Source organism: Klebsiella africana (assembly GCF_020526085.1).
Lineage (GTDB): Bacteria > Pseudomonadota > Gammaproteobacteria > Enterobacterales > Enterobacteriaceae > Klebsiella > Klebsiella africana.
In genome coordinates this window covers 4481482-4494936 of the sequence record NZ_CP084874.1, presented here as the reverse complement: position 1 = coordinate 4494936, position 13455 = coordinate 4481482, and the positions used below count along the sequence as shown (strand labels likewise).

The 13455-nt window shown below is 53.6% G+C and carries 16 protein-coding genes and 3 tRNA genes; 6 read left to right on the top strand and 13 right to left on the bottom strand.

Annotated elements, in window-relative coordinates:
• Nucleotides 1-36: 36 nt before the first annotated feature.
• From LGL98_RS21660 to LGL98_RS21640, 5 genes are all read right to left on the bottom strand, one after another.
• Entirely contained in the window at nt 37-531 is a 495-nt protein-coding gene (locus LGL98_RS21660) for a YjjA family protein (protein ID WP_136031567.1), read from the bottom strand.
• 68 nt (nt 532-599) lie between these two features.
• Nucleotides 600-1337, bottom strand: a complete 738-nt coding sequence (gene dnaC, locus LGL98_RS21655) for a replicative helicase loader DnaC (RefSeq protein WP_008807545.1) — start codon at nt 1335-1337, stop codon at nt 600-602.
• Between the two features lie 2 nt (nt 1338-1339).
• The gene (gene dnaT, locus LGL98_RS21650) at nt 1340-1879 is read right to left on the bottom strand and encodes a primosomal protein DnaT (protein ID WP_136031570.1); all 540 of its coding nucleotides are present in this window, start codon (nt 1877-1879) and stop codon (nt 1340-1342) included.
• Between the two features lie 102 nt (nt 1880-1981).
• Nucleotides 1982-2455, bottom strand: coding sequence for a threonine/serine exporter (locus LGL98_RS21645; protein WP_025714028.1), 474 nt, complete (start codon nt 2453-2455; stop codon nt 1982-1984).
• Nucleotides 2446-3222, bottom strand: a complete 777-nt coding sequence (locus tag LGL98_RS21640; protein WP_136031572.1) for a threonine/serine exporter family protein — start codon at nt 3220-3222, stop codon at nt 2446-2448. The genes LGL98_RS21645 and LGL98_RS21640 overlap by 10 nt, the downstream gene beginning before the upstream one ends.
• A gap of 281 nt (nt 3223-3503) precedes the next feature.
• On the opposite strand from LGL98_RS21640, the gene pobA reads away from it, so the two are divergent.
• From pobA to bglJ, 4 genes are all read left to right on the top strand, one after another.
• On the top strand, nt 3504-4688 hold the full coding sequence (gene pobA / locus LGL98_RS21635) for a 4-hydroxybenzoate 3-monooxygenase (RefSeq protein ID WP_136031574.1): 1185 nt from the start codon (nt 3504-3506) through the stop codon (nt 4686-4688).
• Between the two features lie 16 nt (nt 4689-4704).
• Complete coding sequence (locus LGL98_RS21630; RefSeq protein ID WP_136031576.1) at nt 4705-5586, top strand: helix-turn-helix domain-containing protein; 882 nt, start codon at nt 4705-4707, stop codon at nt 5584-5586.
• Between the two features lie 264 nt (nt 5587-5850).
• Entirely contained in the window at nt 5851-6573 is a 723-nt protein-coding gene (locus LGL98_RS21625) for a helix-turn-helix transcriptional regulator (protein WP_136031578.1), read from the top strand.
• Nucleotides 6534-7208, top strand: a complete 675-nt coding sequence (gene bglJ / locus LGL98_RS21620; protein ID WP_136031580.1) for a DNA-binding transcriptional activator BglJ — start codon at nt 6534-6536, stop codon at nt 7206-7208. Before LGL98_RS21625 ends, bglJ begins: the two co-directional genes overlap by 40 nt.
• Nucleotides 7209-7213: 5 nt before the next feature.
• On the opposite strand, the gene LGL98_RS21615 is transcribed toward bglJ, so the two are convergent.
• Nucleotides 7214-7672: a YbaK/EbsC family protein gene (locus tag LGL98_RS21615; RefSeq protein ID WP_025714034.1), complete on the bottom strand. Its 459-nt coding sequence runs from the start codon at nt 7670-7672 to the stop codon at nt 7214-7216.
• Between the two features lie 338 nt (nt 7673-8010).
• Here LGL98_RS21615 and LGL98_RS21610 point away from each other — a divergent pair, with 338 nt between their 5' ends.
• Nucleotides 8011-9354, top strand: coding sequence for a PTS sugar transporter subunit IIC (locus tag LGL98_RS21610; protein WP_136031582.1), 1344 nt, complete (start codon nt 8011-8013; stop codon nt 9352-9354).
• Between the two features lie 46 nt (nt 9355-9400).
• On the opposite strand, the gene fhuF is transcribed toward LGL98_RS21610, so the two are convergent.
• The 3 genes from fhuF to LGL98_RS21595 all read right to left on the bottom strand — a co-directional run bounded on the left by fhuF (nt 9401) and on the right by LGL98_RS21595 (nt 11528).
• Nucleotides 9401-10189 (bottom strand): siderophore-iron reductase FhuF, encoded by a 789-nt coding sequence (gene fhuF / locus LGL98_RS21605; protein WP_136031584.1) that lies wholly within the window; start codon nt 10187-10189, stop codon nt 9401-9403.
• Between the two features lie 98 nt (nt 10190-10287).
• A complete protein-coding gene (locus LGL98_RS21600; RefSeq protein ID WP_136031586.1) occupies nt 10288-11334 on the bottom strand; it encodes a GGDEF domain-containing protein in 1047 nt (348 codons plus the stop codon).
• Nucleotides 11335-11357: 23 nt separating this feature from the next.
• Nucleotides 11358-11528: a hypothetical protein gene (locus tag LGL98_RS21595; protein ID WP_168435291.1), complete on the bottom strand. Its 171-nt coding sequence runs from the start codon at nt 11526-11528 to the stop codon at nt 11358-11360.
• 70 nt (nt 11529-11598) lie between these two features.
• Here LGL98_RS21595 and LGL98_RS21590 point away from each other — a divergent pair, with 70 nt between their 5' ends.
• Nucleotides 11599-11838: a DUF1435 domain-containing protein gene (locus LGL98_RS21590; RefSeq protein WP_136031588.1), complete on the top strand. Its 240-nt coding sequence runs from the start codon at nt 11599-11601 to the stop codon at nt 11836-11838.
• 20 nt (nt 11839-11858) lie between these two features.
• Here LGL98_RS21590 and LGL98_RS21585 read toward each other — a convergent pair.
• The 4 genes from LGL98_RS21585 to rsmC all read right to left on the bottom strand — a co-directional run bounded on the left by LGL98_RS21585 (nt 11859) and on the right by rsmC (nt 13374).
• Nucleotides 11859-11945, bottom strand: a tRNA-Leu gene (locus LGL98_RS21585).
• A 30-nt stretch (nt 11946-11975) separates the two neighbouring features.
• A tRNA-Leu gene (locus tag LGL98_RS21580) sits at nt 11976-12062 on the bottom strand.
• Between the two features lie 28 nt (nt 12063-12090).
• A tRNA-Leu gene (locus LGL98_RS21575) sits at nt 12091-12177 on the bottom strand.
• 168 nt (nt 12178-12345) lie between these two features.
• Nucleotides 12346-13374, bottom strand: coding sequence for a 16S rRNA (guanine(1207)-N(2))-methyltransferase RsmC (gene rsmC / locus LGL98_RS21570; protein WP_136028800.1), 1029 nt, complete (start codon nt 13372-13374; stop codon nt 12346-12348).
• Nucleotides 13375-13455 lie beyond the last annotated feature (81 nt).

The window sequence follows — 13455 nt, the reverse complement described above, 5'->3', positions numbered from 1 at the left end:
TCGCGAAGGCGACAAACGCGGCATTAGCTGTACGTATCAGGAAAGGAAGTTAACGCCCTGTTTCAGAACCAGATCGCAGGCTTTGGTTTTTACCTGTTTTGCCAGCGAGCTGTTGCCGAGGGTATTCAGGTCCAGCTGCTGACCATTTTTGCTGTTAAGCAGACCTTGCAGGCCATCCAGATAGCTGGTGTCCTGTTTTTGTTTTTCCGGTGTACTGAGACCCAGTTTATCCAGTACCTGATTTTTGACGTTATCGGCGCTGGTCACCGAGGCGAGCTTTTGTTTAGCGCAATAAGACATGATCCCGGCGGCGTTATTCATGCTGCTAGCGGTCAGAGACTGGCTATTGCCGTTAAGCAGGCTGGTTAGCGAGGCGACGGACATGCCGCCGCCGCTGGTCTGAGAGCTACTACCGCTGAGCTGGCTGGCGGCACTGTTAAGAGAATCCTGCCAGGAGGCGGCGTTGGCACCGGTGACGGTAAATGTCCCGGCGACGAGGGCGGCAATAAGGCCATATTTTAACGATTTCATAATAGACGAACTCATAAGCGTGACTGAAGAATTGCTTTAGTATAACGCCGTCGCAGTCCGGAAATCTCTTAATACTCTTTGCCGGTGACGCGGTGGCGGTAGCTTTCCCAGTTGAAGATCACCCACAGACTGTTGCCGAGGCGCATACGATCCATCACCCGCTCACCAAGCAGTTTGTTCATCTCTTCCATATTGCTGTTGGTCAGCATTCCGGTAGGGCGTTTAGATGAGGAACGGCGGTCAACTATCTGATTAATAATGACCTTCTCATAACGAGATTCCGTCTGCATACCAATTTCATCAATCACCAGCAGGTCGACTTTGCTGAGGTCGCTCAGCAACTGCTCTTCGCTCGTTTCCCGGTTGCCGAAAGTATCTTTCATCGCTGACATAATATCGGCCACAGTGATGATTAAGACGGATTTCCCGCGCAGCAGCAGCTCGTTACAGATGGCTGCCGCCAGGTGGTTTTTGCCGGTACCCGGTTTACCGGAGAAGATAAAGCTCGCGATATTACCGTCGAACTCTTCCACGTACTGGCGCGCCCGGGCAAGGGCATTCATCTGCCCCTCGCACTCGACGCGATAGTTATCAAAAGAGCAGTTCTGATGCAGCGGACGGATCCCCGAGCGGTTGAAGGTACGCTGCATTTTCATCGCGCGGTTCTCCCGCTCCAGCGCTTCAGAACGCAGCCGGCCTTGCTCTTTTTGCCAGGCCAGCAGCTCTTCACCAGTTTTAAACGCCGGTTCGATATGAGCCGGCATCATTTTCTGCAGGCGTTTCATCAAGTCGCCAACGTTTTTCATGCTCATCCTCGGAAACCTCGCGGAATATGGCTGTCCGGTTCGCTGACGCTGTTCACGTCGCGCTTCGGCTGCCCACCATTGCTGGCGCGGCTGATTTGCACGCTGCGAGCCAGCTTCTGCTGCCACTGTACGTGGTGAAACACTTTACCTTCCGCCTGCCAGTAAGCAACGAAAGCGGCCAGCTCTTCCGGGGTGACCGGCTGGCTCAAGGCGATGCCCCATAGCGCGGCCAGGCGCTGAAAATCGGCGTCTGGCTGCCAGTCAGCGTACATGGCAAATTTACCCATTGGCACCGCAACCGGTGCCGCGGTGGGCTCCTCGAAAAACTGCGGGTCAAGCGCGATGTCGCTGCCGGGGCGTGACAGCCTAGCTTCCAGTTCCAGCAGCTGCGCCAGCCGGGCCGGCGTCAGCGCATAGAACGCCGGCGCATTATTGGCAAAAACGGCGACAGTGCCGTCAGTCGATTTCGCCAGCAGCGCCGCGTGCTGCTGGAGGAACTCTTCCAGGCCGCTAAAATGGGAGGTTAAAATTCGCGAAGACATAACTCTATCTCAACTCTGAACTGCAAAGAGTGGGGTGATCTGCACATAGTAGCACAGAGCCCATCGCGGAAGGAGCGTCGCGATTTTATCGCGACGTCAGGATTAGACGCGAGGGCGCTTACGATACAGCCACAGACCGGGTATCGACAGGCCAATGGACAGGGCGCCTACAATAGAAGACGCCTTTAAAAAATTGCTCAGCAGTAAAATCATCATCTCTTCCGAATAACCAAAATGACTGATTTTTACCGCGGAAATCATCGCGGTGTAGGCCGAGATGCCGGGAAACATCGGGATCACGGCGGCGACGGTAAAAATCTTTGGATGCGCCAGATACCAGCGCGACCACTGAATGCCGATGCTGCCCACCAGCAGGGCAGCGAGAAAGGTGGCCCATTCAATATTAAATCCCGCGCTCATCATGACCATACGCGAGCCGTGACCTATCGCCCCCAGCAGCGCACACCAGCGCAGGGCACGCTGGGGGACATTAAAGACCATCGCAAAACCGACGGCTGGAATGGCTGCCAGCACCATGTCTTCCGCCAGCGCAAAGATAAACGAGATTATGCCCATCCGCGCAGCCCCCATACGGTCATCGCCATTACCACGCCAATGCAGGTGGCGAGGGTTAGCAGGCTGGCGATCGCCCAGCGGGCGAGCCCGGTATTGATATGTCCTTTAAACATGTCGGCAACGGCGTTGATCAAAGGAAAACCCGGAACCAGCAGCAGGACGCTGGCGGCCATGGCGATGGTCGGCGTACTGGCAAAAGCCGGCAGGCGCAGCAGCAGCCCGGAGATGGTGGTGGCGACAAACGCGGTAATGCAGAAGTTGATCTGCGGATGCATGGAGCGGTGGGTCAGCACCTGGCGAATGTACATGGCGACCGTGCTGGCGCAAAAGCTGACCAGCGCCCCGTCCCAGCCGCCGTTATTCAGTTTGCAGAAACAGGCGCAGGAGAGACCTACCATCAGGACCAGCAGCCAGCGCGGATAGCGCAGAGGAACGATCTGCGCAAAGCGCTTCTCGACATCGCGATAGTCCAGCAGTTTATGCTCGGCGAGGATCACAATATGCTGCACTTCCGTCACCACATGCATATTGATACCGCGGTCGACATTTTTACGCGTTGAGGTGAGACATTCGCCATCTTTAATGGTGGTCAGCACGATGGCATTCGAGGAGATGGCGCTTTCCACGCTGTCCATTCCCAGCGCTCGCCCGAGGCGGGTAGAAAGCTCTTCCACCAGCGCACTCTCGGCGCCGTGCTGTAACAAAAAAAGACCACACTGGATACATAAACGTGTGATTGCCCGCTGCTGTGACCGATCAACCTGCATAATTCCCCTGCTGTCCGCGACGTCTGGTTATCTGTCGATACTTTAACCTGAAGCGCCGTAGCGGCTGAGGGGGGCGGGATCAAATAATATGCAAAAATGTCCCGGCTGGCGGGGCGGCAGAATTTGAAGCGTCCCACACTTTTGCCAGTTTGGTGAAAAGTGCAATTTTTATCGCCATTCATCCCTTCTTTTTCCCGTCTGACTTATCAAAAATGCAGGAAAGCACTTTTATTAAACAAAAAATATACAAATAATTAACCCTGCAAGAGTGAGACATCCCTATGAAAACACAGGTCGCGATTATCGGCGCAGGCCCTTCCGGACTGCTGCTGGGGCAATTGCTGCACAATGCCGGGATCCATACCGTGATCCTTGAGCGTCAAACGCCGCAGTATGTGCTGGGGCGTATTCGCGCCGGAATTCTGGAAAGCGGCACCGTCGATCTGCTTCGTGAAGCGGGTGTGGCGCAGCGAATGGACGCTGAAGGCCTGGTGCATCATGGGGTGGAATTTCTGTTTGACGGCCAGCGGGTGCCAGTCGCCCTGAGCGAACTGACCGATGGCAAAAGTGTAATGGTTTACGGCCAGACCGAAGTGACTCGCGATCTCATGGCGGCCCGAGCTGCCAGCGGCGCAACGATCGTCTACGGCGTGAGCGAGGTGGTTATCCATGACGCTAAAAGCGACCGGCCGACGATCACCTACCTCAGCGAAGGTGAAACTTGCCGCCTGGAGTGCGACTTCATTGCCGGTTGCGACGGGTTCCACGGCGTGTCGCGGCAGAGTATTCCCCGTGACGTCCTCAAAACCTACGAAAGCATTTGGCCGTTTGGCTGGTTAGGCCTTCTGGCGGATACGCCGCCGGTCAATCCAGAGCTGATCTATGCGCATCATCAGCGAGGATTCGTGTTGTGTAGTCAGCGCTCACTTACTCGCAGCCGCTACTATCTCCAGGTTCCACTGAGCGATAAGGTGGAAGCATGGTCGGACGAACGCTTCTGGCAGGAGCTGAAGTACCGCTTGCCGGAGGATCTGGCATCAAAGTTAGTGACTGGTCACTCACTTGAGAAGAGTATTGCCCCTCTGCGCAGCTTCGTCGTGGAGCCGATGCAGTATGGCCGATTGTTCCTCGTGGGGGATGCCGCGCATATCGTTCCACCGACCGGCGCTAAAGGATTGAACCTGGCGGCGTCGGACGTGAACTATCTGTGGCGGATCCTGCGCGAATACTACCATCACGGCCGGAGCGATCTGCTGGCGAGCTACTCGCGACTGGCGCTGGATCGGGTCTGGAAAGGGGAACGCTTTAGCTGGTTTATGACCCGCCTGCTGCACGATTTCCCGGACCAGAGCGAGTTTGATGCCAAAATGCAGGCAGCCGACCGTCGATACTATCTTGGCTCACGCGCCGGGTTGACCACCATCGCGGAAAACTACGTAGGTTTGCCCATAGAACGCGTCACCTGACGAAAGAGGAGTGACTATGCCGCCCATGCAAACGGTTCCCGTATTTAAGCTGTATGGCGAAGAACGCGGTTGGCCGACGCCGGATCTGCTGCACTGCGAGTCGATTTTGCAGCGCAGCAGTCTGTATGAATGGCACATCCGCGTCCACCAGCATGCGGAAATGGTCCAGCTCCTCTATCTGCATAAGGGCCGGGCGGAGATAGAAATTGAAGGCAGCACCGTGGTGGTAACGGAATCCTGCATTCAGGTGGTTCCAGCGCTGTGTATTCATGGATTTCATTTTTCACCGGGAACGCAAGGATATGTGCTCTCCCTGGCGCTGCCGCTGCTGAGCCGGTTCGAAAATCAGTTCGGTCGCCCCCTGGATGTGCTTGGCGTGCCGCAGTGTGTGCCGGTGGGCCGTTCCCGCGGGCGCATACATACGCTGTTTTCAGCGCTACGCGAGGAGTACTGCGAAGAGCACGATGCTCGGGAAATGATGCTGTATTCGCTGCTGGGAACGCTACTGGTCTGGCTGAACCGGCAGTGTTGCCCTGCGCCGCTCGCGGAAAATAAAGCTGAGCGAAAGCGCAGCATGATGCGCCACTTTTCCCGGCTTATTGAGAGTCACTACCGGCAGCATCTTCCGCTGGCGGAGTACGCGAAGCTGATTGGGCTGTCAGTGACTCACCTGAATTATTTATGCCGCGAGTTTCATGGCTGTAGCGCGCTCGGAGTATTGCATCAGCGCTTAATGCTTGAAGCACGGCGTAATCTGCAGTATACCCGGATGACGGTAACGCAACTCGCTGATTATTTGGGTTTTAGCGATGCAGCCTACTTCTCTCGTTTTTTCCGGCGCTATAGCGGCATGTCTCCAAAAGCATTTAGAGAAACAATTAAAGACAATGCTTCATAATGTTCAGTGCTGAAATTATTTTTGCTTAATAATGTTTTTATCTTTTCTAATTTATTAGCGCCGAGGTATCTGTGCTAATATTAATCGCAAGTATACACAGGAATAATATTTACACGGTATGACCACGGTTCGGTCATTACGTATACCGTGTACGCAGGCCATGAATATAATTTTTATATTCATTTAGAGAATGATACGGCGATGAGGCTATGCGCCTATCGTTTGCGGGCATGCGAAGGAACTTCGACAGGAAGCGGAGGTGTTATGTTACCAGGACAAGGTAAGTTCGGTGTTATTATTAGTAAAATTCCCGTCATGCAGTCAGGTCTAAAGGTTATATTTAACGAAAACCTTCCTGATTACGAACTCAGTTTTTGCCGTTCTCATGATGAGCTCACTCTCTTGCAACTGCGGCGGGCGGTACTGGTGGTGGCCGATATCTCCGGCGAGATAGCGCACCCCCGGGCCGTTTGCGAGCGTTATTACTCTCTGATGACTCAGTATCGAGATATTCACTGGGTTTTTATGGTTAGCGACAGTCTCTATCCCTTAGCCGTTGAACTCTTAATTCGTCCTGAAAGCTCGTTGGTCTCCGAGAGCGAGCCCATCAATCGGCTGATAGAGGTGATTTGCGCCGGCAGTCGTGCTGCCGAGCAAATTAGCCGTACGCTATTTACCGTGGACGAGGACAGCGATTTCGCAACCTATCACTCTGCGGCGATGTTGACCCTTTCTGAACGCAAGGTTTTGCGTCTTCTGGCAAAGGGATGGGGAATTAACCAAATCGCCTCGCTGTTGAAAAAGAGTAATAAAACTATCAGCGCGCAGAAAAATAGCGCAATGCGTCGCTTATCACTGCGAAGCAATGCTGAAATGTACGCCTGGATCAACAGCGCGCAGGGAATGCAAGAGCTGAATATCAATTCAGCTTACGGGGAGCAAATGGAATGGAAAAAAATAGCACAACCCGCCATGTCGCCATCGTAGAAAAATGTGTGATGACGGAAATGGCATGGCGCTATATCTTTAGCCGTAAAGATAATCGCCAATATCATATTCATTTTTTTAAAAGTGTCAGCCAGCTCAGGGAAGTGGAAAAATCATTTCCCTGGTCAGCTATTATTTTTTCCCTGTCGGGTAGCCGTTCATCAAGAGCAGAGAGCTTGCTGTTTCTTCATGAAATAGCGCGGCGTCGGCCGGAAGTGCAAACGATTATTCTGGCAAATAGCGAAAGTGAAATGCACCTGATTGGCCACCTCATGCCGGCCTGCCTGCATGGTATATTGAATAAATGTGCGCCACGACGTGGGTTGCAGGAGCGTTTGTTACATCTGCTGGATAATCACCCTGTTACCGGCAGTGAGCGATTTTGCGATAGAGAGGCGTGCAACGATCCGTTGAGTCCGACGGAGCACGCCATTCTTCGCTATATGTCCTGGGGATATTCGCTGTCCGAAATTGCGATACAGCTGAACCGGAACATAAAAACTATCCGTGCGCATAAGTTTAATGCCATGACCAAGCTCGGGGTTCGCTCAGACATTGGTTTATTAAACGCGGCGGATATTTTGCTGCATTTACCTGTTAGCGCTACGACCTGCGCTGTTATGCAGGTGGCGTAATGCGATTATAAGCATACGTCTACCCACGTCGCATCAGTGAGCTGCGCCATTCGTTCTGGTTCGATACGAACGGCGCTGTGAATGGCTCCGGCTGCGGGCAGCACTTCCTGATAGCGTCTGAGAGATACATCGCAATAGACGGACAGCGGGTTCTCAAGACCAAACGGGCACACTCCGCCGACCGGATGACCGGTCCAGGTCACCACCTCATCGCTGCTCAACATGCGCGCTTTCGCGCCAAAGGTCTCTTTCAGTTTTTTATTATCCAGCCGCGCATCGCCTCTGGCGACGATCAATACAATCTTATCCTTGATCTTCAGCGACAGCGTTTTCGCGATTTGTCCCGGCTCAACGTTGTGCGCGGCGGCAGCCAGCTCAACGGTTGCGGTGCTCTGATTTAACTCGATAATTTCGATATCGGGGGCGTGTTCGGCAAAAAACTGCCGTACAGACTGCAGACTCATTGGATTCTCCTGATTAAAGCCTGTTTAAATCTGTCACAAGCCCGGCGGAGTGTAAATATCGATGCCAACAATCCAGATTCTTTCTATTTTGTCGATCTCCTTCACATTCACCGTAACCGGTTACTGTAACCGGTTGCGGTTAATCGCGTTGAGATGAATACTGGAACAGTCACTTCTCCGTTTATTTATAACAAAAGAGCCGTGTATGAATCGTTGGATCATGAACAGTATAGCCGGTGACATAATCGATCAGCGGCTTGCTGACTCAAAAAGCGGTCATCGTAACGGCAAGGTAATCGTTGTTGGGCCAGTATCTATAGCCTGTCAGGAGGGCTACTATGTCTGCTAACCATGCTGCGTTTAATTTGATATTTCGCTTTGTAGAAAATTACATTAGCCCCATCGCAGGGCGGATCTCATCGCAGCGTCACGTCATGGCTATTCGTGACGGTTTTATCTCAGCGATGCCATTTATGATCGTCGGATCATTCCTGCTGGTATTTGCTTATCCTCCTTTCTCGCCTGATACCACCTGGGGTTTTGCCCGCGCCTGGTTGGATCTGGCAAAAGAGTTTGAAGGACGTATTTTGACCCCCTTTGATATGACGATGGGGATCATGTCGATCTACATTTGCGCCGCAATCTCCTACAATCTCGGTAAGCACTACGAGAAATCCAATCAGCTTGATCCCTTTATGTGCGCAATGCTGTCGATCATGGCCTTTTTGCTGATTGCCGCGCCGAAGACGAATGGCACGCTGCCGGTGGATAGCCTCGGGGGCACCGGGATCTTTACCGCGATTCTGGTGGCGATATTCTGTGTAGAGATGATGCGTTTTCTTAAGGCGCATAACATCGGCATCCGGCTGCCGGATCAGGTTCCGCCGATGATCAAAAACTCGTTTGATCTGCTGATCCCTGTGCTGGTGGTTGTGCTGACGCTGTATCCACTGAGCCTGTTTATTCAACACCATTTTGACATGCTGATCCCGCAGGCCATTATGGCTATTTTCAAACCACTGGTTTCGGCAGCTGATTCTCTGCCGGCAATTCTGCTGGCGGTGCTTATTGGTCATCTGTTGTGGTTTGCCGGGATCCATGGTGCGGCGATTGTGTCCGGGATGCTGCAGATGTTCTGGCTGACCAACCTCGGTATGAACCAGCAGGCGCTGGCCCAGGGCGCGCCTTTGCCGCATATCTTTATGGAGGCGTTCTGGACCTTCTTTATCGTGGTCGGCGGTTCTGGCGCCACCATGGGGCTGGTGTTCTGTTACCTGCGCAGCCGCTCAGCGCATTTGCGTTCCATTGGCCGTCTGAGCGTGGTGCCAAGCCTGTTTAATATTAACGAACCGGTTATCTTCGGCACGCCTATCGTTATGAACCCGGTGTTCTTTATTCCGTTCCTGCTGGCGCCGATGGTGAACGCGGTGCTGGCCTGGGCGGCAATGAAGCTGGATCTGATTGGCCGCGTTATCTCGGTAGTACCGTGGACGGCACCTGCGCCGATTGGCGGGGCCTGGGCGCTGGGCTGGGATTTCAGGGCGGCGATTCTGGTGATCGTGCTGGCCTGTGTGTCGGCGATTATCTACTTCCCGTTCTTTAAGGTGTATGAGAAACAGCTCCTTGCCCAGGAAGCGGAAGAGGCCGAACGGGCGGAGCAGGAGAGTCAACAGACCGCATAACGATGAGCGGGCGGCGACGGCCGCCCGTTTTATGACCTGCTGGGGGTTATTTTAGGGTGCAGTCGCCGCACTGTTGGACATCCGGCAGGCGATAGCGCTGACAGCAGGTGCGTCGGACTAACTGCCCTTCACGCAGCACCACCGTTCGCCACAGCGGGTTATCCTGGCCATCGGCGAGCTGTTTTTCAAAGAAGCAGTGCTGACGTAACGTGGCAAGCCGTTCCTCACCCAGCAGCGCGCGCATTTCCCCAAGATACCAGTTAATCAAATAACCCGTATTGCTCCAGATAAGTTTGCTATTGATCTCGCCCGTCGCCGCCAGCGCCTCAACAACCGGCTGCAGGGTGCGCGTTACCAGGGCATCCATCCGCGCCTGTGGTGAAAGCCTCTCGATGTCGGGATCGCTATGCACATCAATCCAGAAGCATGCCGCCCGGCCGCTTTCATGAAATTCGACATGGAAATGTTCTGGCGCCAGGCTGAGGCCTTGCGGTTCATTGAGCAGCGCCAGCATTAGCGGCGGCACCAGCAGTCCGATATACCATTGCGCCCAGAGCGAGAGCAGGGGCTTCTGTTCCTGCGGCAGCGTCGGTTGATGACGATAGATATGATCGGAGTAAGTTGCCAGCAGAGAGCGTAAGGCGGTGGATTGCGACCATTCGGCAAGCGTTAACGCGTGCCGTGGCGCGGGTTCGTCAAGGCGCAGGAAATCGAGCAGATGGGGACGCAGGGTCGCGATTTTTTCCCGAATACTCTCCGCCAGAGCGCGCTCGGCCGTCGGGAGGGGAGCCCGCCAGATGAGTTCATCGCTGAGAGGAAGAGAACGCCAGGCCATGCGATTTCCAGATACAAATCTAAATGATAATGATTCCTGATATTAGTTGTTTGCAGACGGCATGGCAAGAATTTTATCGGCGTCGCGGCGCGCGAAAACTAGCTAGCAAGAATAATGTTTCGGCCTTTATTTTTGGCCTCATAAAGTGCCCCATCGGCTCGCGCCAGCGCTTGCTCAATGTTGTCATCAATCAATGGCGTCAGGCCAATGCTGATGGTGACGTTGGTCGCGACGCTTTCATTAAACATATGGGGGATCTTCAGATCGTAGACTCGCTGACGAATGCGTTCGGCTGCCTGCCAGGCCGTTTCTTTACTGCTGTTGGTCAGCAGCACCATAAACTCCTCTCCGCCAAAACGGGCAACAATATCGCGTGAGCGCACGGCGTTGCGAATGGCGGCAGAGACGCGAATCAGCGCCTGGTCACCCATCATATGGCCATAGTGGTCGTTATAGGCTTTGAAATGATCGATATCGAGAAGCAGCACATAGTGGTTATCGCCGTCCAGCGCCAACAGTGTGTCGAGGCGATTTTGCAGTCCGCGGCGATTATACAGACCGGTCAAGGGATCCAGCATACTGAGATCATTGAGCGTATTGCGTTCCTGCATCAGTTTATCCATTAATCCCTGAGTAAAGGCATCGCTGCGCCTCTGGATAATATTTTGCAGGGTAATGCCGGCAATAGGCAGCATAAAACAGTAGGTCATACGCAACCATTGTTCCCCCTCCGCCATTATCAGGCAGGCAAGGAAAGTCGGTAAAGAGTGAAGGGTAAAGGCAGTGATATTATTGGCAAAAGCGATGGTGCCAATAAACAGAATGCTTAATAGGGCGATCACCAGATAGTTAAAATGCGGTGGTGTCAATAGCATCGATTTTGCCACTACGTGCCATGCCCACAGCATGCCAAATAACAACGAGATAGCAGGAATATTTATTTTTGATTGCGGCCATTTCCAGTGCCAGAGCAGCAACAGCCCGCTGCAGGTCACGATCAGGGCGCAGGGCAGCGTAAAACGGACTACCGTAAATAGTGGGCTGACCAGCGACAGAGAGGAAGAAATGAAATTAAGCAGTAAAAAAAGGCGTAAGGAATATTGATATTTTTGTGCGTAGTGTGCTCGCCAGGTTTGTGCAGTCATATCGGAAGAATCATTATTAGTCGTTAAATTTCAAAATGATGAAAGCCAAAAATGAAGAGTCTGATAACAATGTGCAAAAAAAGGTTATTTGCAAAATAAGCAAAATATTTAATATATATCGTTAATCCGCTTAATTTATCACCTTCATGAATGTATGTCATTACCGCGAACGTAAAGAAAAAGGAGCAGAGCACATCGCAAATGACAAATGATAAAGATTGTCATATGATATTGGTTATCATTATCGTTGTGAGAGGTGAAACCATGCTGCAGCGAGCATTAGGAAGCGGCTGGGGAGTGGTGATTCCCGGCGCGCTGATTGTCGCTCTCGGGTATGCCGGGGTATCGGCTGACGTATGGCGGTTGCTGGTCGCGGCGGGCATGCTGATGTCTGCGGCAATGATATGGCATCGTCAACTGCGCCATTTTATTCTGCTACCATCGTGCGTCGCACTGATTAGTGGAATCATGCTGATGTTGCTGGATATCAAACTGAGGGGATGAGGCCGGGGAGGGAAGAATATTGGTGCGAGGGGGGGGACTTGAACCCCCACGTCCGTAAGGACACTAACACCTGAAGCTAGCGCGTCTACCAATTCCGCCACCTTCGCACAGTATTCTTTCTTTAGATATTGCCTCGTTGGTGCGAGGGGGGGGACTTGAACCCCCACGTCCGTAAGGACACTAACACCTGAAGCTAGCGCGTCTACCAATTCCGCCACCTTCGCCCAGTGCGAGCAATATCAACGTGGATTATGGTGCGAGGGGGGGGACTTGAACCCCCACGTCCGTAAGGACACTAACACCTGAAGCTAGCGCGTCTACCAATTCCGCCACCTTCGCATACCATCGACACTATGAAAGTATCGTTACCACGGAGGCGCATTCTAGTGGTTTTCGGCGGCACGTCAATAGTTAATTATGCAGGTTGTATCGATTGCTGCAAAAATGGCCGGATTTGTTCGCAGTAAGCGCCAGCGGCACCGCAAACGGGCCGCTGGCGTGAGGGGGTTATTTTTTCGCCTGACGGGTCATGATGGTGCGATAGACCTTAAAGCGCCCGGTCTGAGCGATCACTTCATGGAAGCCGAACGTTTCATCCAGCACCTGCGGATAGGGCAGGAAGGCGTTGGCGACAATGCGTAGCTCGCCGCCGCTATTCAGATGGCGAACCGCGCCGCGGATCAGCGCCTGGGCCGCCTCGAGGCTGGTTTGCAACCCGTCATGGAATGGCGGGTTAGAAATGATCATGTCGAAGCGGCCATTGACCTCGGAGAAGACGTTGCTGGCAAACACATCGCCTGCAAAACCGTTGGCGGCAAGGGTCGCGCGGCTGGCTTCCACCGCCGGGGCGCTGACGTCGCACAGAGTCAGGCGCACCTTCGGTGAATGGCTGGCCAGCACCGCGGCCAGCACGCCCGCGCCGCAGCCGACATCCAGCACTTTTCCTTTGGTATGCGGCTCGAGGGTGGAGAGCAGCAGCTGGCTGCCTACGTCCAAACCATCGCGGCTAAAGACACCTGGCAGGGTTTTGATGGTCAGATTATCCAGCGCATATTCGCCCCAGAACGCGTCGGCGTTGAAGGATGGCTGCTTTTCCAGACGGCCATGATAGAGGCCACAGCGGCGGGCGCTATCCACTTTGTTTAGTGGCGCATATTCAGCCAACATCTGCTCCGCGCTGCGGACGCCGCTGCGGTTTTCACCGACGACAAAAATGTCGCTTCCCACTGGTAGCAGAGCGAGCAGGTTCATCAGCTGGAACTGCGCCTCAGGTTTGTTCTTCGGCCAGTAGTAGATCAGGGTGTCACATTCAGCGACGTCAGCGGCCTCGGCCACTAAACTAAAGCGGACATTGTCACCCATTTGGCGGTTGAGGACCTGCCAGTGGTGGAACTGTTGGGTGTGGGCGCGGCTGGCCGCGGTATCCAGACGTGCAGGCAGATCATCCTGCAGGTCACCGGCAAACAGAACGCGGGCGGACTCGAAATCATCACTGTGGCGCAGCAAGACTTCACTTGCCGGGGTAAAAGCGGACATGAAACACTCCTTCATTAAGACTGGCGCCGATTATAGTAGTTTGTTGGCGCAGATACGACGGATTTGCTATATTGCGCGCTT